Consider the following 26,346-nt stretch of genomic DNA (forward strand, 5'->3'; position numbering starts at 1 on the left):
ACCGCTCTCTACGACGTTGAATTGACTTCCTTTCCTTGAAGAAAATATATTTATAGACAATGGGGTAAGAATTGTATTAGCCCTTCATGAGTCTAATTCCTCCTATTGCCATTGGAGTCGGCACGATGGGAAGGAAAGGATATCAATTCAGCTCGCAGCGAATTGCCGGCATAACAGCTGGAATCTACTTTATCGTCGGAATCCTCTGGATTTTGCTCAGCGATCGAGCGGCCTTACTGCTTGTCACCGATGTCCAGCGCTTGACGACGCTGCAACATTACAAGGGTTGGATATTCGTAGCGCTGACAACGGTGCTTTTGCATGGGATTGTTACTCGCCTGCTTCGCTCGGTCCAACAAGTCAATAAGCGATTGGTAATCAGCGAAGAGCGATTTCGCCTGCTTAGCGAGGCCAGTCCCGACGGGATGCTGGTAGCACGTGACGGCTGCCTCGTCTATGCCAATCCGGCAGCGGCCGGTTTACTTGGCGCTGACAGTCCAAAGACGCTGGTCGGCCGAAAAACCGTTGATTTCATCACACCGGAATCTCTTGATGCCGTCATGGAGGTTCGGTCGCAGCTCGTCGAACTCGGTCAAAAAACTCCCTTGCACGAAATACAGATGCGACGTCTTGACGGCATGCTGATTCCGGTTCAGGTGACCTGTGTCAAGTCTGTGTGGGAGGGCGAACCTGCCGTTCAGCTCATGTTGAGGGATATTTCCGAAATACGGCAAGCAGAGAAAAAGTTGCGACGCCTGAGCGAGCGCCTGCAACTGGCAATCGAGGGAACCGGCGAGGGGATATGGGACTGGGACATAGGACGTAACGAGTACACCTTATCAGGGGGCATTTCACATGTACTCAGCAAAGACGCGGTCCTGCAAGGCAAAGGCAGCGACTGGACAAGTCTGATCCATCCCGACGATCGGGTGCGGGTATCCAAGGAATTCAAGTCAACACTGAGCGGAAGTTCGCCCATGTTTGGATGCGAGTATCGTCTGCGCATGCATGATGGCAACTGGAAATGGGTCTGGGTGAGAGGCGTGGTTGTCGACCGCGATCCGGATGGCAAAGCTCTGATGGCGACCGGCACCTTGACCGACATTTCGGTGCGCAAGGATTCGGATGAAATGGTGTGGCGCCACGCCAATCTCGATGCACTCACCACACTCCCGAATCGCCGCCTGTTCCTCGAACGTCTTGATCTCGAATTGCAAAAGAACAGGCGCACCGCTAATCGCCTGGCGTTATTGTTCATCGATCTGGATGGCTTCAAGCAAGTCAACGACATGTTCGGACATGATGCAGGTGATCTGCTCCTTATGGAGGCGGGGCGTCGGTTAAAAGGAGGTACGCGGAATACCGACCTGGTTGCCCGATTAGGTGGCGATGAATTTGCTGTCATGCTGACTGAGCTGCATGACTCGGATCATCTGGAAATCGTCTGCCAGCATATATTGGCGAGCCTTGCAGAGCCCTTTCAATTAAGTCATGAGATCGGCTACGTCACAGGCAGCATTGGCATTAGCATGTCCCCGCTTGATGCCCTTGGAGCAGAGGAATTGATTCGTAAGGCAGACCAGGCCATGTATGCAGCCAAGCGTGCCGGGAAAAATCAATTTCGATACTTTACCCAAGAGATGGATCAGCGTGCCCATCTGCGCCTGCAGATTAGCAATGACTTGCGCTATGCAATGCGTAATCGGCAACTGAGCATTTATTACCAGCCGGTTGTCGATCTTAGCGATGGCCGGATTGTGAAGGCTGAAGCACTACTGCGCTGGTTCCATCCCACCCTTGGCAGTATTGAGCCAGCCAGTTTTGTTCCTATTGCAGAGGAATCGGGGTTGATCCAGCCCATTGGGAACTGGGTGTTCAGGGAGGCAGCGCAGTACGGTCAACGATGCTGCGATCAGCTACACATGCCATTTCAGATAAGTATCAACAAATCCCCGGTTCAATTCATGTCGGCAGAAGGTGACGGTGATTGGCTTGCCTATTTGACAGTGCATGGCATTCCGGCAAACCTGATTGCAATCGAGATCACTGAAGGCGTCTTGCTGCAGGCAGCATCCACGGTCACGGACATGTTGCATGCATATCGTAAAGCTGGCATCCAGATGGCGCTGGATGATTTCGGCACTGGCTATGCTTCATTGTCCTATTTGCAGAAGTTTCAAATTGACCTGGTAAAGATCGATCAGTCCTTTGTGCAGAATATGACGGTCGATCCCAGTAGCCGGACTATCGCGGAAACCATCATCGTCATGGCGCATAAACTCGGCAAGCGAGTCGTCGCCGAGGGAATCGAGACGAAGGACCAACTGCAATGTCTCATGGCGGCCGGCTGTGACTACGGCCAGGGATATTTATTCTCAGGTCCATTGCCGGCGGAAGATTTCACGCGCATGCTGGCTCGGTCGTCATGTGTGCGGATTCATTAAAGCGACAGGCCTCGTTCCATGGTGGCCGATCTTCGTTACAAGCACTTAACACATCACGACATCAATTGCATTTCCTTCGCGAGTAAAAAAAATACCTTGCTTAAACCCTGCGAATTTTGACAGGGGCCGGCTTTGTTTAATCTCAAACGCGACAAGCCACAGGAGCATAAATTGTGAACACCGCGCGCGTAACCAGAAGTTAAAACTCTCCTTTACGTGAGGAAGCCATGAATGCGAAGTACGTCGTGTTAAGAAACAACCGCTTACTGACAAGCGATCCGTTTGCGCGGGCATTTGGAATGGCCGAGGCAACGCCTGCAGGGACAGCTGTCCCTAGCGGCTTTTCAATCGAGGTTAGTGATCTAAGGAAAAAGGACTTAGTTGCAAAAAACCGCGAGGCCGATGTGGAAATCATTGCTCCGGTAATGCGCATGAAGCTGATAGAACCGCATGCCACGACCAACGAAGAACGTGTGCAAGCGGCGTCGCCCAATGTTGCGTGGGGCATAGAGGCCATTGGCGCGGACACTTCACCTTTTACAGGAGAGGATATTGTTGTCGCAGTGCTCGATACCGGCATCGATGCCGGACATCCCGCATTTGCCGGCGTACAAATTATCGAGAAGGACTTCACTGGTGAAGGGAACGGTGACCAGAACGGCCATGGAACCCATTGCGCCGGAACCATTTTTGGCCGTGACATAAACGGCAAGCGTATCGGTGTTGCAAGAGGAGTTAAAAAGGCATTGATCGGCAAGGTCTTGGGAGAGAGAGGCGGGGGATCCACTGAAGGAATTTGTGAGGCAATTCAATGGGCGATCCAGAACGGTGCCAACGTCATATCCATGTCCCTGGGTATGGACTTCCCTGGTTGGGTTGCGCAGTTAAAAGCGGGGGGAATTCCTGAAAATGTTGCAGTATCGATGGCCTTGGAAGACTACCGTAAGAACGTAATGCTTTTCGAAAGGCTGGCGTCATTTATAAAGGCCAATGGTGCGTTTTCGCAGACCGCGTTGATTGTTGCCGCAGCTGGCAATGAAAGTGGCCGCAGACCGCCCAAGCCTTGGGAGATTTCGGTGTCGCCGCCGGCGGTCGCAGACGGGATTGTGTCGGTCGGCGCATTGGGGGTAGCTGCAAATGGATTTGCGGTGGCACCGTTCTCTAATACCGGGCCAAATATATCAGGCCCCGGCGTCGACGTATTCTCAGCCTGGAAGAATGGCGATACGAAATCATTGTCCGGAACCAGCATGGCGACGCCGCATATTGCTGGAGCGGCAGCACTCTGGGCTGACAAGCTGAAGAAAGCAGGCAACTTCACAGCCGTTCAATTAGCGGCAAGCTTGATAGGATCCGGATCGACCAATAAATTTATAGATGAATTCGATCCGACCGATGTAGGCGCTGGAATGGTTCAATGCCCGCAAGATTAGGCTGATGGCAGCAGCACAAAGTTTGTGCCTAAGCATCAATGACATGGTTAGTACGTTCCGCCGAGCTGCACCGGTTTCAGCTCGGCGGTTTGTTTCAGTCATTGCTCATGCTGAAGAAAGAGGAAGGTCAAGGAAACGATCAAAAGAGAAAGGTAAGGGCAACGAAGTAGCGTGGTGAGGGAGAACATGTGCGAATTAACCCAGCTGTGTTAATGGGGATTTTTATGAGCTTCTCGTTTCTGCCTATGGGTCCGGCGCGTGCCGAATCCGAATCCGGAACGCTAAAGGCGTTCTTCTTTTACGCAACAGAGGAAATCCCGACAGGTCTCGCGGACAAATGTCCTCCACGACCGGAAGTCGAGATGCCGGTTGCTGTTGCAGGCATCGTCACCGATATTGCCGTGAGCCTGATTGGCAAGGCGGCGGAAAGCCTTGTCGACGCCGTGGCGGCCCGAACGCAGGCCGAGGCGACGACTCTCGATGTCACCCTGCCGATCGAGGGCTTCTTTACCGAGAAGGGTTCGGTCGCAGTTACTGGCGGGTGTTTATTGTTCCACAACGGGAATAACGCCGACGCGAGCGATGCGAGTCTGTTGATGTCTCTTGCGCTGGTTCCTTCATTCGACGGATCGGCCTTCCGCTTCAACGTCTTTCAGTGGCGCTTCAACCGGTTCCTGAACCCGAACCCGTCGCATTTCTTTCAGAATTCCAGGCTACGCGATGTCGTCCTCAAGATCGAATTCCTGACTCCTAGTTCAGCAGGACTCGGAACGAGGGCCGTGTTCGTTGAACATGTATTTCAGGGAGTCGACCAGAAAGCTGTGGAAAACGCCTTTCTCACCAATCAGCGTTTGCCGTGGTTCGCGTCTCCATCGAAACCGACGCTTCCCTCCAGCACGCCTCCAGGCAGGTACGGCCCGTTGAATGTCCGCATCACCATCATCGAGACCACGCGACCGAATCAGTTCGCGCGGTGGGTTCAGGATATCGCCAAGGAAAAGAGGACCGATATTGCGAATGCCGCAAAAGGTGCATTGCGTCAATCGCTTGATTCCAACTTCGCGGCGACTGAACAAATGAAATTGAACGATGCCGCCGCCACGGCATATACCGGCTACAAGACGGCATGGGACGATGCGATAACTTACCGCGGACAGAAACCGAAGAAGCTCGATGCCGCGGCAGATCAAGCCGCGAAGGAAAAGTACAGCGCGGACTTGCTTGCCTGGCAAAGTAATCTGACTGTGAAGAGCCAAAACGTGAGCGCCAAGAGAACGCTCGCGAGATCCGCTTTTGAGGCGGCCGATCTGAGCTGGCCGGGCGATCTGCCGGCGGTGAATATCGATTAGCGAACATGCCTTCTCCGCAACTGAAAGGAGTGCTTTATGGACAGCAATGACGATATCGATGATCGTCTTGATCTCACCGCCCACTTTGAGACCGACGGCAAATCGCCGCAGATCTTGCGCGAGGTGTTGAAATCCCGCGGTGTCGTGCTGGTTGACAGCCTTTGCGGCTGATCTGGAAGCACCATGCTGCCCATCGAAAACATAGCCGCTTCGATTTTCGCGTCGCGCTCGTCGTTCGGCCGGCTGTTCCTGCAGGTGCAGGTGGATCATGTCGCCGATCCTGCGCTTCGCACTGCCTTCGAGGCGGTCGGACTGTCCGGAGTGGATAGAGAGGCATACAAATCCGCGCTGGAATATGCACAGGCGAACGGATGGCTGGAACCGCTGGTGCATGCGTTGGTCGAGGAGAATCTGGAGGATGGCGAGATTGCAGGATCTCTCGTCGAGAGCGCTAGTGCTTCGGGCGAGAGACGTGCCAAATTGCAAGCCATGACCAATCTCGCGCGAGGATTCGACAATCCCGCGCTCATCTATCGCGGCATCGCGAGCGGCATGCGCTGGACGGTGAAAGTGATCGTGAATGGAGAGGTGAAAGGCACCGGCATTCTTATCGGTCCGCATCTGGTTCTGACTGCATGGCATGTCGTGAGTGCACTTTTCTCGCATGGTGTTAGTGGCGGTTATGAGCCGGTCGCGACCGCTGGGTCGAAACTCCGGGTCGAGTTCGACGATTTTCTTGCCTTGGTTAGTTCTGGAGCATTCGCGCCGCGCTCAACCTTAACAGTGCCGGCGCACAAGGAATGGTGTGTCATCTTCAGCCACTGTCATGCGGCTGAGTTAAATGACACACTTCCAGACGACCTGAACGAGCTCGACGGGCTGTGGGATTACGCGGTGATTCGTCTTGCGGAATGCCCGGGTATCGAGCGACGTTGGGCATCGCTCGATGCGCGAGCTGTAGTTCCCAGAGCCAATTCAAGAATCATCGTGTTTCAACATCCCGCCACACAGCCACTCAAAACCGATCAAGCCGATATTGTGGTAGCGGAGGCGGCTACGGCCGCTGCCATTCCGCGTTTGCGTTTTCTTCATGCAGCGAATGCGACTGGCGGATCGTCGGGCGGTCCTTGCTTTGATAAGACGTTCATGCTGTTCGGTTTGCATCAGGGGGTATGGACGCAGTCAACTGCCAACCGCACGATCAACCGTGGCGTGCCTATTCAGCGTGTGATCGAAGACTACAAGGAGAAGATAAAAGATCTTCCCGTTCCCGATCCGTCCGACAGTCCAATCTGGCGTGTAGCAGATTTAAGCGCGCCGGTGATCGGCTGCGATGTTTTCCAGACTATGGTCTGGCGATCCGCGATCGCCGGCATGCCGCGAGTGATTTCCATTCAGGGTGAAGCCTTCACGGGGAAGACGTTTCGTCTCGCTGTGCTTTCCGCCATGCTTTCAGATGGCAGCCATCTGAAAATCGAGCTTGACGCAACGACAATTTCCAAATTGAACGCAGTAGAGTTGGCGCAGGAAATCTGTAAGGCTGCGGGGGTAGCGGATCATCCCATTTTTGCGCCGGTCACAGAATTTGCTTCGACTCCCGCGGCTTGGCTGCGCGGCGAAGTGCTGCCTAAGCTGATGGCAGCCCTTGATGCCGCGCGGGCCGGCCGCCTTGTGTGGCTGACTATCGCCGAGCTCAACAAGACCGACATCCAGGGTGAGAATGCTTCGGCATTGCTGCTTTCGATCTATGGACAGACTCGCTCCTCCGAATGGTTACGCATCGTGCTCGACGGCATGAAGGGCGATTTGCCCGCCGCCATTCACCCGCTATCCGATCGCGATGACGTTATGCCGCTCGACGTGGACGACATAAAAGTCTATGTGAGGCGGGCAATTGTGGGAATGGAACTTCAAGTGCCGAACGAATTTCTGGTCAGCGTGCTCGCCGAGATGACGATGACGGACTACCGCAAGTGGCGCATCGGAGATCCGTCAAGTGCTCTGAGTCTTCTTGCCGAGCGCGTGAGTTTCATCGTCCGGATTTACCTCAAAGATGCCGCTGCCGGAGGCTACTCATAATGACGATGCGCAATCAGAATGCCGTTGATTTCGCGGCAAGCGTGGAGCGAGCTCTGCGTGCCAGACGGGGCGAAACCGAACCGGTTACCGTTTCCAGCGATGACTCGATACGTACACCGGTTAGTGCGGTGTTGTTTTGCGAGGTCGAAGCGCGTGCTGCCTTGTCGGGTCATTTCGAACCCGGCAGTATCCTTGGCCCTGATTTGACGAAAGGCGAACGGATTGCGGTCCTGAGTCGCCTTGCCCCTTTATGCGTGGTGCGCACTGACCAATCCGCCACGCGGTGGCTCATGCAGGCAAAGGAACGAACCAGAGTGTTGCAGCAGCTCGCCGCGCATCGCCAGTTGCAGACGCGGCTCGCAGAGCCGCTACCCGAGACCGACCGCTTCGGTGAGATTCTTCGGGAAATGCTCAAGACAGGTTCGGTGTCGGATCTCGACAGATTGTCGCGTTCCGATCTGCTCGCGACGGCCTCTGCCTGGGAGATCCTGTCCAGCCTGAACCTCGTGACACTGGACGAAAGCAAACTCCGGCGCTTGATCACGCAGGCAGAGTTTTTGGCTGATTACGATGCGCTCCTGGAGGATGGCTTCCTTGGACGCGAAGAGCAGTTGAATTCGTTGCGCGACTTTCTTGGTGGGGCTACTGACAACACAAACCCGTCTCGCCTGAACAGCATGATCCTGACCGGCCTCGGCGGCGCGGGAAAGTCGACGCTGCTCGCAAAGTTCGCGCGCGAGATCACTAGTTTTGGCACTGCCACCCTGGTGGTTCTCGACTTCGATCGCCCGGCCATCGATGCCGGCGACACCTATTGGCTGGAAATGGAAATTGCCCGCCAGGTAGGCTGCCAGTATCCCGATCTGGATGAGAGCTTGCGCCATGTTCGCGAAACTATTCGTCACTTCAAGGGCGATACGGAAAAAGGCACAGCATCCTTTACTCCCGAGTACGCGTCGTTAGAGCGCGGTTTTCGCAGCGTCATCGATGGCGTTCGTGATGCATTACGATCCGTCTCAGGGCATCACCGTCCCATCTTGCTGATTCTCGATACCTTTGAAGAAGTTGCGCAACGTGATCTGATCGACAGAATGATCAATTGGTTACGCGAGATTGCAGACCGATTTTTTCCCATTCCACTGAAAGTAATTTTTTCAGGACGGCTGTTCGACAGAGCGCTTGCGAGGCTCAAGGATCACGGTACGGGGGAGTCTTTGAACGTTGATGCACTGGATCCCATACTTGCCGAGCAACTGCTGAAGCAGCTCGATGTGCCGGATACCTGGGCTCGGCGTCTAGCCTATTCCGAGGTGCTGCCGCGCCGGCCGCTAGAGCTCAAGTTGCTCGCACGCCTCATTAAATCGAGCGGTGATGAGTCCATCGACACGCTCGAAGAAGAAATTCGCAATGGCGGGCCGGCGGCAAGCGAGCTCTTCGCAGGACTGGTGTATCGCCGCGTGCTGCTTCGCGTCAGCGAAGAGGCTCGCTCGCTTGCCTTTCCGGGACTGGTGTTGCGATACCTGACGAAGGAACTGATTCAGAATGTTCTTGTGCCGGCATTGGATCTGACTCCCATCGACGAGGAAAGTGCGGGCAAGGCGCTGGATGCTCTCGCCGGATACGAATGGCTCGCGTATCGCCAAGGGGATGAAGTCTGGCACCGCAAGGACCTCCGGCGCTCGATGCTGAAAGCAATGGTTGCGAAAGAACGTGAACGGGCAAGAAAAATCAACCGGCAAGCGGTCATCCACTTCAGCGAAGAATCCGACGGCCGATCACGCTCGGAGGCGATATACCACCGCTTGATGCTGGCGGATTCAGCGGACACGCTCGAGAATCTTGAGCACGGAGAACTGGCTAGAGCGAATGAGCACATAGGGGGAGACATTGTCGATCTGCCACCTGCCGCGCAAGCGCTCCTGCGCTTTGCGGCTGGCATGGAGGTGCGGATGGATGATGTGCCGCTGCTGCCGCAGAAATACCGGTACGAGGCATACAGTAGCCTGGGAAGCCGGAACACCGGCGATCGTGAATTCGGGCTTGCGCTGAGACTGATCCGTACAGCTCGCGACTCCCAAGCGCAGCTCTTGCCATGGGAACGTGAGACTTTGTTCGCAACCGGATCGTGGGACGAACTGTGCAAGTGGCCACCGAAACTTGAACCGGGCGGCTTTCGCAGGCTGGCCTACGCGTTCTATCCGGCTGCGATCGTCGCACCGGAAGTGCTGGATCCGGTCATGCGGGAGAGGATGCTTGTCGAGACGCCCCGACCATCCCGGTTCAATCTGTTGACGTCCGAGCGGCAGACGCTGTTGGAACGCTTCGCTCTTGGTGTGGTGCTTGCCAATGACTATAGAGCTTTGAGGCGTCACGAACATGATGCGCTAAGCAAACTGATGAGCGCCATCGATCAGGACGAAAAGAACTTTCCTGCTTCGCCGTCGACACAACGACGATTCTTTCTCCTGGACTTGATTTGCGGCTCGACGAACCGGGAGCGCATGGTGGCCCTTACACCATTCCATGTGAAGCTCGATCCGCGATGGCTTCGGCGCGCCTCCGAAATCACAAAGCGTTTGGCCGATTCCACTGCGCGTAACGATATGGAAGCGTTCATTGCACGTGTGCATTCGGTTCTAGCTTCCTCTGAAAATGTCTCAGCCCGCGCGATGCTGGGCGCCGTTTCCGCACTTGCCACAGCGGAAAAACAACTTGCCGAAGTCTGGTTTCCGCTTACGGGGCTGGACGCGCCCGATGTTCTCGAACTGTTGCAGGGGCCGGACCCTGAATTCAGAAACCCATGCCGCTTTGCGCTCTTGAATGCATTCTCGGGATCAGCCGACTATGCGGTACTGAGCAAGATTTTCGCAACGTCTTTTCCGCTGCCAGTGGCCGATGTCCAGACCGATATCTTTCAGAGTACGGTCTCGACAGACCCCGAACATGGTCTTGAAGCTTTCGTCGAGCTTGCCGACCGCAGCGGTACGCTGTGCCAAGTGATGCAGCTTGCCTGCCGTGCCAAACCACAATCGAAGCAGCTTGCAGAAGTCGCCAGCGCGCACGAACGTTGGAGGATGGCTGTCCGCCGTCTCTTAACCAAATCCCGGGAAACTCGCATTCTTCACAACCGCAAGGAGAGCTTTATGGACAGCGATGACGAGATCGATGATCGTGTGGATCTCACCGCCCACTTCCTGACTACGCTGAGAAGCGGTCCGCGTAAGGCAGCCGGCCTTGAAATAGTGAGCGATACCGGCGAGGTCGACTTATCCGACTCCGCTATCAAGAATCGGCTCGGTGAAACGGAGGCGGAACTGGGGCGCATTATCAAGGATTATCTGAACGACCGGCCCGAGCTCTATCGTGTTGCCGATGAGATCCTGAAGACGGGCGACACCGCGCTTCGGATGCTGCGTGACGGAGACGATCAAGCACTACGACGAGATCGACGTATCTTGGCGAGCCTGGAAACCATCGTTCGTGTCGACGGCTCTCGCCCTTCGTTTCTCGTCCGAAAGGGTGAGGTAGATCGCAAGTCGAGTCCGCTCGGCAGCTGGGGAAACACGCTGGACGCCAGCGAGAGTCTGCTCACGGACGCATTTTCCTGCGTCGGCCGGATCGACGATCCGGCTGCGGAACAAGGATTTCAAGGAACAGGCTTTCTGGTTGCAGAGAATCTCATTGTTACCAACCGCCATGTCTTGCAAATGATTGCAGCGCGTGATGCCCATGGGGTCTGGCAAATCAGTCCCCAGGTAAGGATCGACTTCGGCCATGAGTTCCGCGGTAACGAAAGTGTGACACCGCGTGCGCTCAAGTCGGTTGTCTTCGCCCGGCCTGAGGCGATTGCGAGCGCTGCGCCGATCGACCACGCCAAGCTCGATCTGGTCCTGATCGAACTTGCACCTGCCGCCACCGCCGACCGGCCGCGGACCGTTCTGTCGGTCGATATCGCGCGCGACTGGGCGCAACCGATGCTGACGACATTCGTTGTAGGTTACGCGGGAAATCCCGGTTTCGATGCCTTCACGCCCACGCTGCTGGAGCAACTCTTTAAATCGACATTCGGGTTCAAGCGTGTGGCACCGGGACTCACCATGGCATCGCAAGCTTCGGTACAGCCCTGGACGTTTGCGCATGATGCAACGACCCTGGGCGGCAACTCTGGCTCGGTGGTTTTGGTGGCGGGCCGCGAGACAATTGCGGCCGGTCTTCACTATGGCGGCAGGCGAGCCGATCCGCGAGAAAACTGGGGACATGTGCTCGGGTTGACGCTTGATCAGACCGACGGAAAATCACCGCAGACCTTGCGTGAGGTGTTGAAGTCGCGCGACGTTGTGCTGGTGGACAGTCTTGGCGGCTGACCTGGAAGCGCCATGCTACCCATCGCGCCGGCAGCATGAACGTTGGAGGACAGCCGTCCACCGCCTATTAGGCAAATGGTAACTACGTCAATTTCACCATCAGGAGAATAGAAATGACCGCTGATCTGACCCGCCAGGCGACGCTCAAAGACATGATCCGGATCGGTCCGGATCCATTCGAAGACCTGGAGAGGGCTGGCAGGGAACCGACGACTTCCGCCGACGAATTCCATGGCCGATCCGGTTATGAACCCGAGTTCCTGAGCGGCTGGCAGATACTGCTGCCGCAGCCATCGGATGACGTACGTGAGCTGCGTCGTGGCGGACCCGGCATCGAGCTTAAGTACCAGAACTTTTCTGTGATCATGTCTGCATCGCGTCGCCTGCCGATCATCACTGCGGCGAACATTGACGGCTCGCAGTCGCGGCGCGTGCCACGCATCAGCACCTGGAGCTTCGATGGCCGCCTTGACAAGGAAGACCAGTGGGGCGACGCGCTCTACGACGGTAACGCTCTCGATCGCGGCCACATGGTCAGGCGTGAAGACCCGATATGGGGCAGCCGCGCAGAAGCAAATACCGCCAATGCGGATACGTTCCACTTCACGAATAGCTGCCCCCAGATGGCCGGCGTCAATCAAAAGGTCTGGCTCGGCCTCGAAGATTATGTGTTGCAGCATGCCAGGGTCGACCGGATGAGGGTGTCTGTATTTACCGGCCCCTTCTTTGGAAAGAATGACCTGGCGTATCGCAGTGCCCTGGTCCCCAAGGCATTCTGGAAAGTCGTCGCGATCGTCACCGAGGATGGCAGACCGTCGGCGACCGCATACAAAGTCGATCAGGTAAAGGAACTGGAAGAGCTCGAATTCGTCTACTCGGCGTACAAGACCTTCCAGATCAGTATCAATCAGGTGATGAAGGCAACAAAGATAGACTTCAGCGGGTTGGTGCCGTTTGATGGATTCTCGCAACATGAAAATGCCACGGGAACCGACCTGATCGAACGGCTCGATTCGCTCGAGAGCGTTCGGGTATAGTCTCCGGCCCGGCGCATCCCTCGCTTGAAACCTTGGATTGCAGGAAGATTATTCAGCCCCGGCTATGCAAGACAGGCCGATTCAGGAGTCCCTGATCGGCCACGACGGTCTGACCGGTCATGATCTTGTTGTAGCGCGACGCGAGGAACGCGTAGATCGGTCCATGGTCTTCGGGCGTAGGCAAGTCCTGCAGCAGACTCAGCGACCTGAACATCGACAGGAAGGCATCCTTCGGGATGTCGGACTGCTTCTGCTCATCGAGACCAAGGGAGCGTGGGCCCCTGAGCTGGCTGTTGGCGATACCGGCCGGAGCCACACCGTTCACGCGCACGTCGGGGGCGAACTCGAAGGCCAGCTGGTTCACCAGACTGCGCACCGCGCCTTTCGTTGCGGTATAGACGACTCCGCCTCCGTCGGCCGCATAGGCAGCCGTCGAGGTCGTCAGCACCATCGCGCCGTTGTTCGCTTGAAGCAGGTCGAAGAAGATACGTGCGGACAGTAAATAGCCCTTGACGTTGACATGGAAAATCTCATCGAACAGTCCGTCCATGCGGTCCACGGGTGTCTGCAAGAGAGGGACATTCCCATCGAAAATGCCCTGTGCGCCAATCAACGCATTGAGCTTGCCGTGGCGCTCGAGAATGGCCGCGCGACATGCCTGCAAATCGTCCACCTTGGTCACATCGCCCTGCATGACGAGCACTTCGGGACCGAGTTCTTCTTTAAGTTGCCGTACCTTTTCCGTGGAAACATCGAGAATGACAATTTCGGCGCCTTCAGCCCGGCAGTGCCTTGCAACACCCAGCCCCAGTCCCGAACCGCCGCCGGTCACGAGAACAACATCGCCATTCAGTAATTGCATGAACTTCTCCAAATAGTGGGTTGGGAATTAAACAGGCTGGGCGAGCGCCAGAAACGACTCGCGCATGATGCGTGTGTGTTCTGCCTTGTCGCCTCCGCTGATTTCGATTTCCCCCAGTCGTGCGGAGTTTTGCACAACCATCCTGCACCGTTCCCATCGTCGATGTTGAAAGCGCTGCAGCGCAGCGTCCAGCTCAGATGCGCGTGACAGCTCGTCGGCTAATACGATCGCGTCCTCGATGCCAATGCAGGCTCCGGAAGCGAGATGCGGCGTGGTTGCATGCACGGTGTCACCGATCAGCACGACACGTCCACGGTACCAGGGCTGCGGCACAAGTAAGCCTTCCAGCGGCCGGAAGACGACCAGTGATTGCTCATTCAGCTGTTCACTCGCCGTTCGAACGGTCGGCGCGGAGAAGGGCGCGAGCAACTGCCGTAGCAGAGGCAGGAAGCGCTCCGGCGGCACAAATTCGTTCACCGGGCGATCCTCGTTGACGAACAAGTACATCTCACGCTCCGATACCGGATTCAGGCCAACTTTCACCCTCTCGCCAACCCAAAGCATCGTACGCACGACGTTCTCACGACGGGGCAAAACGGCCCGCCATACACCCTGCCCACTGTAGTGCGGCTTCGGCGCATCCGGCATGAGCTTCTCGCGCATGGCCGAATACAGTCCATCAGCACCAATCACCAGATCGTAGCGGCTGGAACTGCCATCGGTGAAATCCACATCGACGCCTTCGGAGTCTTGTCTCAATGCCGCCACCGTACAGCCGAGACGAATGAGGGTGCCGGCCGCGCAGCTTGCATCAGCAAGAATCTTCGCCAGTACCGGCCGCATGACCGCGCCGTTACCGGGCACGTCGTCGCCGGCGATGCGCGGTGTCGGTAGGTGAGTCAAGAGCCTGCCTTCAGTCGAAAATATGTCGACGCCGTCACAGGCATATCCCTCGCCCAGGAAGCGATCGAGAATGCCAAGCGTGCGAAAGGCGCGCAACGTGGCGCCCCCGATACTGATGCCGGCGCCGTAACTGCCCCAATCCTCCGAGATCTCGACAAGATCGACGGCAACGCCGCGCTTGCGCAGTTCGATTGCCGCCGACATGCCAGAAAAACCACCGCCTACGATCAGTGCGTTGCGAATTAGTGTGTCCAAACTTCTCCTCCATTCTATTTATTGACTGATATATATCTGCAAGGCAGTGCAAGCATGTGCCCCATTGTTCAGTCAGTGTAAAAGCCGTGCCTCGACCACGCCAGCCATGAAGCTGGAAATCAGTTTTCCAGTTTTCGGATATCAGTTCCGCTCCGCGCCAACGCCGGTCTTCACAAATGAAAGATATCCATTTAATGGATATCTGCTTTCACCGCCTTGGTCTGGCTCCCCGCCGTGGTGCCTTGTATCGTGAGCACCACTAACGATGGAGCACAAGAATGAGTGACAACCCAGAGACATCAACAAAGCAAATCTCCCCCGTATTCGTCACGGATGACGCGGTGACGGCTGTGGCCGACTGGCGTGCGGCCGTCGCCGTGCTCCGTGACGCATATTCCAGACCGATGGCGCCCGAGATGGTGCCTCCACGCACGATGGCCCGGGGACAGGGCTTTTGGCTGCGCGGCCTCTGTGCAATCTCGCCATCCGGCGAGTACATGGGCTGCAAGCTGATTGCCGCGTCGCCCAAGATTCATCGCGCAAGTTACCTGATTTCCCTGTTCGACCAGCGGACCATGGATCTGGCTGCTCTGGTGGACGGAAACCGTGTCACTGGAATCCGTACCGCTGCCACATCGGCCGTGGCAGTTGACTTGCTGGCGCCCCAGCGTCCCCTGCGGATCGCGATCATCGGTTCTGGCTTTGAAGCCAAAGGCTTGCTGGAAGCCGTCCTGTCGATCCGCGAGGTGGCGGAGGCTCGGGTCTTTAGCCCGACCCCGGCCAGCCGGACCCGGTTCGCCGATAGTTTCCGGCAACAGGCCGGGCTCAACATCACGGCAGCCGATTCGGCGGAACAGGCAGTTCGCAATGCCGACGTAGTGTTATGCGCGGCACGCAGCCGGGATGAAACCCCGGTGATGCGCGGCGAATGGCTGAGCCAGGGCGCGACGGTGGTGTCGATTGGCTCCACGCTGCCGGAACAGCGTGAAGTCGACGAGACGACTCTCGGCCGCGCGCACCGGATCGTCGCCGACATGCCCGAGGAAGTTGCGCATGACACGGGCGATGCGCTGGCAGCCAAGGCCGCCGGCATCGATGTGGAGGGCAAGATGGTCTCGCTCGCCGATGTCGCAAGCGGTCGTGTACAGGGACGCACGTTCGACTCGGAGATCGTGATTTACAAATCCGTCGGCTCTGCCCTGCAGGACGTGGTGATCGCGGAGATGTTGCTCAAGCGGGCTAGTCAGGAACGCCTGACGACGGCCATGCCGGCAACTGTTCTGACGATCGACAAGTGATTTCAACCCTATCAAGCAATAGAGGATTCATGGCCAAATATCAACGCAAGGATGCCCGTTCCTGGGCAAAGGACTACCTGGTCGGTTGCTCGTCGGTGACCATTCCCAGCTATAGCGCCGACCTGAAACGGCTCAACGAGCGCGGCATCCGCCACGATGTCCAGCGCGTCGTCGACCTCGGGTTCAAGTACACGCTACTGTGCACCGAAGTGGCGATCACTCCGGAAGAAAACGCTCGGTTCACGGCCTTGGCCCGCGACACTGCGGGTGAGCGCATGGGCTTGTTCTTCCACGCCGGCTTCGGCACGCTGCAGGAAAACATCGAAGCCGTGAAGCTGGCCGAAAAGGCGGGTGCCGACGTCGTGTTGCTGTCCTACCCGTCGAACTTCTGGCCGACCACCGAGCAGGAAATCTACGACTACACCAAGGCGTTCTGTGACGCCACCGAGCTGGCCGTGATGCTGTTCCCGATACCTCTGTGGGGTTTCGAGCGTGTCCACCCGGCCGGCATGTCCAACGAACTGGTCCGCCGCCTGCTCGACGACTGCCCGAACATTGTCGCGATCAAGGCCGAGCAAGGTTTCCCCCATATCGGCGGCCTGATCGAGTCCTACCATCTGTTCCGTGAAGAAGTGATCATCAGCTGCCCCATCGAGAGCGACATCATTCCGCTGATGAGCCTGATGAAGGTGCAGTTCTCCGGCACCAGCTACACCCAGTGGATGGGTGACTATTTCCCGAAGGCTTTCGATCTGGCCCGCAACGGCAAGTGGGAAGAAGCAATGAAGCTGTACTGGCAGGTTCAACCCGCACGTCAAGCAGTTGGAGTCGCCACCGGATCCTATATGCCTGGCGCCAATTTCATCAACCGCACGCACTGGAAATACATGGACTGGCTCGCCGGCTTCAACGGCGGCCCGCTGCGCGCGCCCTCTCAGCGTATCCCCGATCGCTGGATGAAGACACTGCGCCAGGGCCTCGTAGCCTCGAAGCTGGAAGTCACGTCGGACGCCGATAGCGAATTCCTGGTCGGTCGATTCCCTTGCTGAGGTGACCCATGAGTAAGCATTTGCTGCAAGACCAAGGGCTTTGGCGTGAAGGTGCGCTGATCAACGGCGAATGGGTGACCGAGACTGCGCACGGCACCTATGATGTGCGCAATCCAGCCAACGGTGAACTGCTGGCCAGGCTGCCGCGTTGCCAGAAAGAAGAAACCGTCAGGGCGATCGAGAGCGCTGATGCCGCCTTCCGCAAGTGGCGCCACACCACGGCAAAGCAACGTGCCGAGATCATCAACCGCTGGTACCAACTCATGGTGCAGCACAAGGAAGACCTTGCGAAGATTATCACGCTGGAAGAGGGCAAGCCGCTGTCCGAAGCACGTGGTGAGATGGACTACGCCTCTTCCTTCGTGCAATGGTTTGCCGAAGAAGCCAAGCGTGTGCGCGGAGACGTTATCCCGGCACCCAAGGTCACACAACACATCGTGGCGCTCAAGCAGCCCGTGGGCGTGTGCGCGGCCATCACGCCCTGGAATTTCCCCGCGGCCATGATCACGCGCAAGGCGGCCCCCGCGCTGGCCGCGGGTTGCTCCATCGTGGTCAAGCCTGCAAGCCAGACACCCATGACCGCTTTTGCCCTGGGCGAGTTGGCGATTCGCGCCGGTATTCCGGCCGGCGTGTTCAACGTCCTCAGCGGTAATGACACGCGGATCATCGGAGGCTTGTTGACCTCGCATCAATTGGTACGCAAAGTCACTTTCACCGGCTCCACCGAAGTGGGTCGTGTGCTGCTGCGCCAATCGGCTGAAACCATCAAAAAATGCTCGATGGAGTTGGGTGGAAATGCGCCGTGCATCGTGTTCGACGATGCCAACCTCGACCTCGCCGTCGAAGGTGTGTTGGCGGCCAAGTACCGCAACACAGGTCAGTCCTGCATCGCCGCCAACCGCGTGCTGGTGCAAGACAATATCTACGATGCCCTGGCGGAGCGCCTGGCCGAACGTACCCGTGCCTTCAAGGTGGGCAATGGGTTGGAAGAGGGCGTGCAGATTGGCCCGATGATCGATGAGGCAGCGGTGGCCAAAGTGGAGGAACACCTGGCAAACGCAATAGCAGGCGGCGCCAAAATCCTCGCCGGTGGTCGTCGGCACGCCTTGGGAGGAGCCTTCTTCGAGCCGACGGTGGTGGCTGGCGTGTCCCGCGACATGACGATCGCACGCGAGGAAACTTTCGGCCCGGTCATGCCGCTGATCCGCTTCAAGACCGATGCCGAAGCGATCGAGATGGCCAACGACACCGAGTTCGGCCTCGCATCCTACCTGTACAGCGAGAACGCGTCGCGTATCTGGCGCACTGCCGAGGCGCTGGAGTCTGGCATGGTCGGCATTAACACCGGGCTGATCTCGACGGAAGTGGCGCCGTTCGGCGGCGTCAAGCAGAGCGGCCTGGGCCGGGAAGGATCCCATTACGGCATCGATGAATTCCTCGAAATTAAGTACATGTGCTGGGACGGGTTGCGTCCGGCAGGAGCGCTCTGAGCCGATGGCTGCCGTTTTATTGAAGTAAGGAAGCAAGAAGAGAGACACACGGACCGGGGCAGAAACGTTCGCCGGCCCCGCGACACTCGACAGAAAAAAACAATGTGAGCAACACCTGTCGGATGTCGCGGTTCAATCAATTAGAGGAGACCAAGCATGACCAAATGCGTTAATCGCACGGGTATCCGTACGGTTCCGCGCGCCATTGCAATGGCGGCGCTGATGACAACCCTGCCCGTAACACACGCGGTGGAGTTGTCCGGGCCGGATGATGATGTTTCTGTGACGTGGAACAACACCATCCGTTACGGAATGGCCTTTCGCGTCAAGGGCCAATCGCCCGCCCTGACCGCCAATCCGAATGCCGACGACGGCGACCGCAATTTCGACAAGGGCCTGATTTCCAATCGCGTGGAATTGCTTACCGAGTTCGACGTCAAGTCCAACCGTGGCTTCGGTGCACGCGTCAGCGCACAGGGCTGGTACGACTCGGTCTACAACAGCAGCAACGACAATCCCGGCTTTGCCGGCGGCGCGGTACCGAACAATACATCGGTGGCGCCGAATGAATTCAACCCCACCACGCGCCGTCTCCATGGCCGTGATCTTCAGCTGCGCGATGCCTTCGCGTTCTTCAATTCGGACGTGGACGGCAGGCCGGTCACGCTGCGTCTTGGTCAGCATGCGCTGGTCTGGGGTGAATCCTTATTCTTCGCGGGCAACGGCATCGCCGGGGCGCAAAACCGCTTTGACATTGCGCGTCTCCAGGCAGACCCGACGGCGCAGGCAAAGGAATTCGTATTGCCGGTGCCCCAGCTTTCCGGACAGGTTCAGGTCACGCCGGAAGTGACCATTGGCGCTTATTACCAGCCGAGATGGGAGCCGAATCGCTTCCCGGCAGTGGGCAGCTATTTCTCCGTTGGCGACCTGTTTGGCCCGGGTGCCGAAAACATGTGGACCGGGCCGTTTTCTTCAGCGCCCCGCCTGGCCGACATGAAGGCCAAGAACTCGGGGCAGGGCGGGGTTCAGTTGCGCTGGCGCGCCGACGAAACCGACTACGGCGTGTACCTGATGCAGTTCCACGACAAGACACCGCAGATCGTTACTCAGGTCGGGCCAAGAGGTCCCACCGGCTTCTATCACGCCTATCACGAAAACACCAAGCTGTTGGGTGCAAGTGCGAGCCGTACCTTTGGCGATGCCAACGTTGCGCTCGAAGCGTCGGTCCGCCGCAATCAGGCGCTGGCTTCGTCCGGCGGCACGGTCGATGTGACACCGCTGTTGCGGGCATTGCCGTTCCCGGTACCGATTCCGACCGTGGACAACGCGGACAACCCTGCGTATGCCGTCGGTAATACGGCGCATGTGAACCTGTCGACCATCTGGTCGCTGCCGCCGAATGGGCTGTTCCGCGAATCAACCCTGGTTGGCGAAATCGCCTGGAATCGCATGCTGAGCTGCAAGAAACACTGCGTACCCGGCGCACCGGGCGTACCTGCGGCGCTGGATCCGAACGGCAAGCGCGATGCCATCGGCATGCGTATGGTGTTTACCCCGACCTACCGCCAGGTATTGCCTGGCATGGATCTGTCCATTCCGGTCGGCTTGAGCTATGCCCCGAAGGGTTCACGTTCGCTGGCGCTCGGCCCGGGCGTGCTGCCTCCTAACAATGGTGGCGACTTCACGCTTGGAATGAGCGTGGTGTACGACGCGACCTGGTATTTCGATGCGGCCTACACCCATTTTTACGGAAAGGCCGACACCCTCCTGAGTTCCGATCCGACCAGAGCCACGGCGCCGCCCTTTACCTACGGCCAGAGCCTGAGGGATCGCAACTTCCTGACCCTGACGCTGCGGCGGACCTTCTGACATCAAATTCTGGAGACAATGAAAATGAAGCGAAGCAAACTGATACCTGGCCTGCTCGTAGTGGGCGCGCTGCTGACCTCGATGCATGCGCTGGCCGAGACCAGCCCGGCCGAAGCGGCCAAGCTGAAAAGCGAACTGACCCCGTTCGGCGCCGAAAAGGCCGGCAACAAGGACGGCACCATACCCGCATGGAATGGCGGCTTCACCACCCCGATCGCGGGCGATCGTCCCGGCGGTCGCCGCGGCGATCCGTTCAAGGATGAGAAGCCGCTGTTCAGCATCACGTCCAAGAATGCGGACCAGTATGCGGACAAGCTGACCGACGGCGTCAAGGCCATGTTGAAGAAGTACCCGGACAGCTACCGCGTCGACGTGTACAAGACCCACCGCACCGCGGCGGCGCCGCAGTGGGTGTATGACAACACCTTCAAGAACGCCACCCGCGCCAAGATCGTCGACGGCGTTCCGCGCGGCACCTACGGCGGCATTCCGTTCCCGGTTCCGAAGAACGGCGAGGAAGTGATGTGGAATCACATCCTGCGCTGGGGCGGCGAGTCCGTGAAGTATCTGGGCAACTGGTACGTGCTGTCGTCGGATGGCCGTTCGATCCTGGTCTCCGATACGGTCAACGATCAGCAGTTCCCGTACTACTACAAGGATGGCACGCAGGAGCAGTTCGAGAAGGGTGACGGCAATTACTGGCTGGTGCGCATCACCAGCATCGGCCCGGCGATCCGCAAGGGTGAAGCGCTCCTGGCCCACGAGAACGTAGAGCCGAACAAGCTGTCGACCTGGGTCTACATGACCGGCCAGCGCCGTGTGCGCAAGCTGCCCAATGCCTGCTGCGATGCGCCGACACCGGCGGCGTCAGGCGTGATGACTTTCGACGAGATCGATACCTGGACCGGCCGCCTGGACCGCTTCGACTGGAAGGTGATCGGCAAGAAGGAAATGATCATTCCGTATAACGGCAACCGTTTCCTGCAGCCGAAGACCGACGAGGAAGTGCTCTCCAAGCATCACTACAATCCGGATCACATGCGCTGGGAATTGCACCGCGTCTGGGTGGTGGAAGCCAACCTGAAAGCAGGCCAGCGCCATCAGGCTCCGAAGAGCCGCTACTACTGCGATGAAGATACCTGGATCTGCGTGCTGGCGGACCGCTGGGATGCCAATGGCCAGCTCTGGAAGACCTTGTGGACGCAGGTCATTGTCGCCCCCGACCTGCCGGGACTGCTGCTCGGCTCGTTCGGCTTTAACGACCTGCTGGCAGGTACAGGCTTTGCAGGCGTGATCATGAACAGCAAGTCGAGCCACGTTGCGGTCCAGACGCGTCGTCCGGACAGCCATTTCACGCCGGATGCACTGGCCGGCGAAAGCCTTCGTTGAGTTGAGCATGGCCATCAAGTCATTTCAAGCAAAGCGCCGGGCCCTGCTGGGCCTGGTCATGATGTGCGGTGCGCTGGACGCCAGCGCACTGGGCGCGGTGGGCGAAGCGCTTGTCCGCCCGGCACTGAATGCACGCCGGCCTGATCAAGCCGTTCTGCTGGGTGCTGCAAAAGCCGGCACCCGGCTGGTAGCGGTAGGCGAACGGGGACTGGTTCTGTTGTCCGATGACCAGGGCAAATCCTGGCGTCAGGCGCCGACCCCGGTCAGCGTGACGCTGACTGCGGTCCGCTTCCATGATGCGGCCCACGGCGTGGCGGTCGGCCATGGCGGCGTCGTTCTGACATCGAGCGACGGCGGACAGCGTTGGACGCCACGCCTTGATGGACGCAAGGCGGCCGCGCTCGTGCTCGATGCAGCACGCGCCTCGCGTCAAGAGTCGGCCATCGAGGACGCCGAAAGGCTGGTTGCGGATGGACCGGACAAACCCTTCTTCGACGTCCTGATGCTTGATACCAAGCACTTGATGGCGGTGGGCGCCTACGGCCTTGCGCTGGAATCGCGTGATGGCGGCGAGACCTGGCGTGCCTGGATGAACCGTCTCGACAATCCGAAGGGCTTGCACTACTACGCAATGCGCCGGCATGGCGATACCTTCCTTATCGCCGGCGAGCAGGGGATGGTGCAGCTGTCCACTGACGCAGGGCGCTCATTCAGGCGGATCGAGACGCCGTACAAGGGCAGCTTCTTCACCGCGGAACTGCTGAACGGGCAGGAACTGTTCGTGGCCGGCCTGCGCGGCAATGTCTGGCGCAGTCGCGACGGCGGGCAGAATTGGGTGAAGCTGCCCGCCCCGGTGGCCGCATCGATCACTGCGTCGGCGCTGCTGCCCGGCGGCAAACTGGTCCTGTGCAATCAGGCCGGCATGCTGCTTGCGCCGGACGGCGACCGGCTCCAGGCGATCAAAGCCGCGCCGCTACCGTCCTTGAACGGTCTGCTTGTGCTCGATGACCACAGCATGCTCGCGCTCAGCGCCCAAGGGGCAGTCATTATGGATTCCATTACTGTAAAGCAGGCGTCAAATTGAACGTATCAAAGACCACTTCCGATGGGCAGGTCACCGGCGGCGCGGATTTCGATTCGCAATCCGGCTCGCTGGTTGAGCGCCTGTTGTTCAACAACCGTATCGTCGTCGTGATTCTGTGCGTGTTGATGACGGCCTTCATGGCCTTCCAGGCCAGCCGTGTCGAACTCAACGCGAGCTTCGAAAAGACCATCCCGCAGCATCATCCGTATATCAAGAATTATGTTGCGCATCAGGCGGACCTGGTAGGACTGGGCAATGCGGTGCGGATCGCGGTGGCCAATCCAAAGGGCACGATTTACGACGCAGCCTATCTGGAGTCGCTGCGCCGGCTGAGCGAAGAGATCTTTCTTGCGCCGGGCGTCAACCGGGTCCAGATGAAATCCTTGTGGACACCGTCCACCCGCTGGGTCGGTGTGACGGAAGACGGGCTCGAAGGCGGTCCCGTGGTCCCTGACGGCTACGACGGCTCGGCACGCAGCCTGCAGCAGATGGAAGCCAATATCGCCCGCTCCGGCGAGATCGGCCAGCTGGTGGCATTGGATCGGCGTTCCAGCGTGATTTATGTGCCGCTGCTTGCCAAGGATGCGGACGGACAGGCGCTGAACTACGCCGAGTTCGCGCAACGTCTGGAAACCTTGCGGACGAAATACGAGCAGGAGGGCGTGCAGATCCATATCACGGGTTTTGCCAAGATCGTCGGTGACCTGATCGAAGGGGTACGTGCGGTCCTGTTGTTTTTCGGCCTGGCTGTTGTGATCGCGACCGCGTTCGTGTTCTGGTACACGCGCTGCGCCCGCTCGACCGGCCTGGTGGTCGCGGTCTCGCTGGTTGCGGTCATCTGGCAACTGGGGATGCTGCCGACCCTGGGCTATGCGCTTGATCCTTACTCAATCCTGGTGCCCTTCCTTGTGTTTGCGATCGGGATGAGCCATGGCGCCCAGAAAATGAACGGCATCATGCAGGACGTTGGGCGCGGCATGCACAAGCTGGTAGCTGCCCGCTTCACCTTCCGACGCCTGTTCCTGGCCGGCCTGACGGCTCTGGTAGCGGACGCGGTCGGTTTCGCCGTGCTGCTGGTGATCGACATTCAGGCGATCCGTGAATTGGCGATTGCCGCTTCGGTCGGCGTGGCGATGCTGATTTTCACCAACCTCATCTTGTTGCCGATTTTGCTCAGCTATACCGGGGTCAGTGCAGCGGCCGCAAGTCGCAGCCTGCGCGATGAAGTCGCGGATACGGCGAGTGGCGAAAAGCAAAAGCTCTGGGCCTGGCTGGATGAGTTTACGCAGCGGCGCTGGGCGGCGATCGCGGTCTTCATCGCCGTCAACCTGGCGGCGGCGGGCTTTATCGCCTCGACCCACCTCAAGATCGGCGACCTCGATCCCGGTGCCCCCGAGCTGCGTGCGGACAGCCGCTACAACCAGGACGTCGCCTTCCTCAACGAGGCTTATGGCGCTTCCAGCGATGTGCTGGCGGTGATGGTGAAAACCCCTGAGGGACAGTGTTCCCAGTATGCGACGCTGAACAAGGTGGATGCGCTGGAGTGGCAGTTGCGCCAGCTGGACGGCGTCGAGAGTACCAGCACTCTGGCCCTATTGAATCGGCGCGTGCTGACAGGGGTGAACGAAGGCAATCCGAAGTGGTACGAGTTCCTGCCCAATCAGGACATGCTGAACATGGTGACGGCCGGAGCGCCGCGCGGACTGTATAACGACAGCTGCTCCCTGCTCACGATCTACGTCTACCTGCGCGACCACAAAGCAGTGACGCTCAATCGGGTGGTGGAACTGGTCGATCAATTTGCAAGCGTCAACGACACTAAGGATGTCAAATTCTTGCTGGCCGCCGGCTCGGCTGGCATCGATGCCGCGACCAATATCGTGGTGCGTGACGCGTGGCGCCAGATGTTGTTCCTGGTCTACGGCGCCGTAGTGGTGTTGTGCTTTGTCACATTCCGGAGCTGGCGCGCTGTAATGGTGGCGATCCTTCCCCTGGTGCTCACCTCGATTCTGTCCGAGGCGCTGATGGTCGCCCTTGGCATCGGGGTAAAGGTGGCGACGCTGCCGGTCATCGCGCTGGGCGTCGGTATCGGCGTGGACTATGCGCTGTACATCCTCTCGGTGACGCTGGCGCAGATGCGCGAGGGAAAGAGCCTGTCCGAGGGGTACTACCACGCGCTGCTATTCACCGGCAAGGTGGTGATGCTGACTGGTATCACCTTAGCCATCGGCGTCATCACCTGGGTGGCCAGCCCGATCAAGTTTCAGGCCGACATGGGCTTGCTCCTCGCCTTCATGTTCCTCTGGAATATGCTCGGAGCCTTAATCCTGCTGCCCGCGCTGGCCCATTTCCTCCTTAAAACCAAAGCAGCGCCGGCCCCGGAAGCGGAAGCGTTCGGCGAGGCAACGACCAAATTTAACCACGCATAAAACCGGCTGACTGAACGCAATGTCACGAATAAACCCAGGAAGGAGAAACAAGCGATGAACATCATAGGACCCGATGCGCTGATTTTTGCCGTCGACGATATCGAAGGCACGACGAAGTATTTAACCGACTATGGCCTGACGGCGGTCAATGCAGGCGCTGGCGGCGGCCGGTTCGAAACGCAGGATGGCACGGCGATCGTCATTGCCGCGATGGATGATCCGTCCCTGCCGCCGCCGCTGCCCTCGGGCAGTTCGGTCCGGAAGATGGTCTACGGGGTCGACACTGCCGAGACCGTGGAGGCCATCGCCGCCGAACTGGGCAAGGACCGCGAGGTGCGTCGCTTGGCCGATGGCGCGATCGAAGCGAAGGACGACAACGGCTTCACCATCGGCTTTCAGGTCACCATCCGCCGTCCTCTGGATCTGCCGGCCGAACCGATCAATGCGCCCGGCGCCAAGCCGCAGCGCGGTCCCAACCAACTCGGTGTGGATGTGCAAGCCTCGCCCAAGCCGAGGTCCCTGTCGCATTTCGCCGCCTTTACGCCGGATGCGGCCAAGGACGAAGCTTTTTACGTGAACCGCCTCGGCTTCCGCGTGACCGACCGCTTGCTGGGCGCGGGCATGTTCCTGCAACCGGCCGGCACCCTGGAGCATCACGCACTGTTTCTGATCAACACGCCGCCGCACATGCAGGGGATCGAGCACATCGCATTCCACCTCGGCGGACCCAATGACGTGATGGTGGCCGGGACCCGCTTCCTGAAGCTTGGCTATCAGAGCTTCTGGGGCCCGGGCCGCCATACTTTCGGGTCCAACTGGTTCTGGTACTTCAACAGTCCGCTGGGTTGCCGCTTCGAGTATGACGCGGATATGGACCTTCACGACAAGAACTGGGTACCCCGGGAAGTCCAGGCATCGGCGGATGCGACCCAGGTCTATCTGTTCCAGCATCGTGAGAAGTGGGCACCTGTCGGCGGCCCGCCGCCCGGTAAGGATGGTCACTAGTCCAGAT

General features: G+C 58.5%; 17 protein-coding genes. 15 read left to right on the forward strand and 2 right to left on the reverse strand.

Annotated elements, in window-relative coordinates; translation table 11 throughout:
- Window positions 1-86 precede the first annotated feature (86 nt).
- The 7 genes from D3871_RS20575 to D3871_RS20600 all read left to right on the forward strand — a co-directional run bounded on the left by D3871_RS20575 (window position 87) and on the right by D3871_RS20600 (window position 12,706).
- Entirely contained in the window at window positions 87-2,444 is a 2,358-nt protein-coding gene (locus D3871_RS20575; protein WP_119770920.1) for a putative bifunctional diguanylate cyclase/phosphodiesterase, read from the forward strand.
- A 227-nt stretch (window positions 2,445-2,671) separates the two neighbouring features.
- A complete protein-coding gene (locus D3871_RS20580) occupies window positions 2,672-3,877 on the forward strand; it encodes a S8 family peptidase (RefSeq protein WP_119770921.1) in 1,206 nt (401 codons plus the stop codon).
- Between the two features lie 224 nt (window positions 3,878-4,101).
- Window positions 4,102-5,226, forward strand: a complete 1,125-nt coding sequence (locus D3871_RS20585) for a hypothetical protein (protein WP_147376861.1) — start codon at window positions 4,102-4,104, stop codon at window positions 5,224-5,226.
- Between the two features lie 36 nt (window positions 5,227-5,262).
- Window positions 5,263-5,397: a hypothetical protein gene (locus tag D3871_RS31415; RefSeq protein WP_274381770.1), complete on the forward strand. Its 135-nt coding sequence runs from the start codon at window positions 5,263-5,265 to the stop codon at window positions 5,395-5,397.
- 12 nt (window positions 5,398-5,409) lie between these two features.
- Window positions 5,410-7,305, forward strand: a complete 1,896-nt coding sequence (locus D3871_RS20590; protein ID WP_119770923.1) for a trypsin-like serine peptidase — start codon at window positions 5,410-5,412, stop codon at window positions 7,303-7,305.
- A gap of 290 nt (window positions 7,306-7,595) precedes the next feature.
- Window positions 7,596-11,669: an AAA family ATPase gene (locus D3871_RS20595; protein ID WP_158597998.1), complete on the forward strand. Its 4,074-nt coding sequence runs from the start codon at window positions 7,596-7,598 to the stop codon at window positions 11,667-11,669.
- 113 nt (window positions 11,670-11,782) lie between these two features.
- The gene (locus D3871_RS20600) at window positions 11,783-12,706 is read left to right on the forward strand and encodes a DNA/RNA non-specific endonuclease (protein ID WP_119770925.1); all 924 of its coding nucleotides are present in this window, start codon (window positions 11,783-11,785) and stop codon (window positions 12,704-12,706) included.
- Between the two features lie 52 nt (window positions 12,707-12,758).
- Here D3871_RS20600 and D3871_RS20605 read toward each other — a convergent pair whose 3' ends face one another.
- Entirely contained in the window at window positions 12,759-13,568 is an 810-nt protein-coding gene (locus D3871_RS20605) for an SDR family oxidoreductase (RefSeq protein ID WP_119770926.1), read from the reverse strand.
- A 27-nt stretch (window positions 13,569-13,595) separates the two neighbouring features.
- Window positions 13,596-14,726 carry an FAD-dependent oxidoreductase gene (locus D3871_RS20610; protein ID WP_119770927.1) on the reverse strand — a complete coding sequence of 377 codons (1,131 nt, stop codon included), beginning with the start codon at window positions 14,724-14,726 and terminating at the stop codon, window positions 13,596-13,598.
- 278 nt (window positions 14,727-15,004) lie between these two features.
- On the opposite strand from D3871_RS20610, the gene D3871_RS20615 reads away from it, so the two are divergent.
- The 8 genes from D3871_RS20615 (at window position 15,005) to D3871_RS20650 (ending at window position 26,339) form a co-directional block, all read left to right on the forward strand.
- A complete protein-coding gene (locus tag D3871_RS20615) occupies window positions 15,005-16,024 on the forward strand; it encodes an ornithine cyclodeaminase family protein (protein WP_119770928.1) in 1,020 nt (339 codons plus the stop codon).
- Window positions 16,025-16,053: 29 nt separating this feature from the next.
- Complete coding sequence (locus D3871_RS20620) at window positions 16,054-17,073, forward strand: dihydrodipicolinate synthase family protein (RefSeq protein WP_119770929.1); 1,020 nt, start codon at window positions 16,054-16,056, stop codon at window positions 17,071-17,073.
- A gap of 8 nt (window positions 17,074-17,081) precedes the next feature.
- Window positions 17,082-18,563 (forward strand): NAD-dependent succinate-semialdehyde dehydrogenase, encoded by a 1,482-nt coding sequence (locus D3871_RS20625; protein ID WP_119770930.1) that lies wholly within the window; start codon window positions 17,082-17,084, stop codon window positions 18,561-18,563.
- 156 nt (window positions 18,564-18,719) lie between these two features.
- Window positions 18,720-20,432 carry a DUF1302 domain-containing protein gene (locus D3871_RS20630; protein ID WP_119770931.1) on the forward strand — a complete coding sequence of 571 codons (1,713 nt, stop codon included), beginning with the start codon at window positions 18,720-18,722 and terminating at the stop codon, window positions 20,430-20,432.
- Between the two features lie 24 nt (window positions 20,433-20,456).
- Window positions 20,457-21,821 (forward strand): DUF1329 domain-containing protein, encoded by a 1,365-nt coding sequence (locus D3871_RS20635; protein WP_119771469.1) that lies wholly within the window; start codon window positions 20,457-20,459, stop codon window positions 21,819-21,821.
- Window positions 21,822-21,828: 7 nt separating this feature from the next.
- Window positions 21,829-22,905: a WD40/YVTN/BNR-like repeat-containing protein gene (locus D3871_RS20640; RefSeq protein ID WP_158597999.1), complete on the forward strand. Its 1,077-nt coding sequence runs from the start codon at window positions 21,829-21,831 to the stop codon at window positions 22,903-22,905.
- Complete coding sequence (locus D3871_RS20645; RefSeq protein ID WP_233575746.1) at window positions 22,902-25,334, forward strand: efflux RND transporter permease subunit; 2,433 nt, start codon at window positions 22,902-22,904, stop codon at window positions 25,332-25,334. The genes D3871_RS20640 and D3871_RS20645 overlap by 4 nt, the downstream gene beginning before the upstream one ends.
- 54 nt (window positions 25,335-25,388) lie before the next feature.
- Window positions 25,389-26,339 carry a VOC family protein gene (locus tag D3871_RS20650; protein WP_119770933.1) on the forward strand — a complete coding sequence of 317 codons (951 nt, stop codon included), beginning with the start codon at window positions 25,389-25,391 and terminating at the stop codon, window positions 26,337-26,339.
- The last annotated feature ends 7 nt before the right edge of the window (window positions 26,340-26,346 follow it).

Source organism: Noviherbaspirillum saxi, assembly GCF_003591035.1.
Lineage (GTDB): Bacteria > Pseudomonadota > Gammaproteobacteria > Burkholderiales > Burkholderiaceae_D > Noviherbaspirillum > Noviherbaspirillum saxi.

Coding starts and splice junctions, on each gene's coding strand:
- D3871_RS20590 (WP_119770923.1), top strand. CDS start 5,410: ATGCTGCCCATCGAAAACATAGCCGCTTCGATTTTCGCGTCGCGCTCG.
- D3871_RS20595 (WP_158597998.1), top strand. CDS start 7,596: ATGCAGGCAAAGGAACGAACCAGAGTGTTGCAGCAGCTCGCCGCGCAT.
- D3871_RS20620 (WP_119770929.1), top strand. CDS start 16,054: ATGGCCAAATATCAACGCAAGGATGCCCGTTCCTGGGCAAAGGACTAC.
- D3871_RS20635 (WP_119771469.1), top strand. CDS start 20,457: ATGAAGCGAAGCAAACTGATACCTGGCCTGCTCGTAGTGGGCGCGCTG.
- D3871_RS20615 (WP_119770928.1), top strand. CDS start 15,005: ATGAGTGACAACCCAGAGACATCAACAAAGCAAATCTCCCCCGTATTC.
- D3871_RS20585 (WP_147376861.1), top strand. CDS start 4,102: ATGAGCTTCTCGTTTCTGCCTATGGGTCCGGCGCGTGCCGAATCCGAA.
- D3871_RS20625 (WP_119770930.1), top strand. CDS start 17,082: ATGAGTAAGCATTTGCTGCAAGACCAAGGGCTTTGGCGTGAAGGTGCG.
- D3871_RS20650 (WP_119770933.1), top strand. CDS start 25,389: ATGAACATCATAGGACCCGATGCGCTGATTTTTGCCGTCGACGATATC.
- D3871_RS20640 (WP_158597999.1), top strand. CDS start 21,829: ATGGCCATCAAGTCATTTCAAGCAAAGCGCCGGGCCCTGCTGGGCCTG.
- D3871_RS20580 (WP_119770921.1), top strand. CDS start 2,672: ATGAATGCGAAGTACGTCGTGTTAAGAAACAACCGCTTACTGACAAGC.
- D3871_RS20605 (WP_119770926.1), bottom strand. CDS start 13,568: ATGCAATTACTGAATGGCGATGTTGTTCTCGTGACCGGCGGCGGTTCG.
- D3871_RS20600 (WP_119770925.1), top strand. CDS start 11,783: ATGACCGCTGATCTGACCCGCCAGGCGACGCTCAAAGACATGATCCGG.
- D3871_RS20630 (WP_119770931.1), top strand. CDS start 18,720: ATGACCAAATGCGTTAATCGCACGGGTATCCGTACGGTTCCGCGCGCC.
- D3871_RS20575 (WP_119770920.1), top strand. CDS start 87: ATGAGTCTAATTCCTCCTATTGCCATTGGAGTCGGCACGATGGGAAGG.
- D3871_RS31415 (WP_274381770.1), top strand. CDS start 5,263: ATGGACAGCAATGACGATATCGATGATCGTCTTGATCTCACCGCCCAC.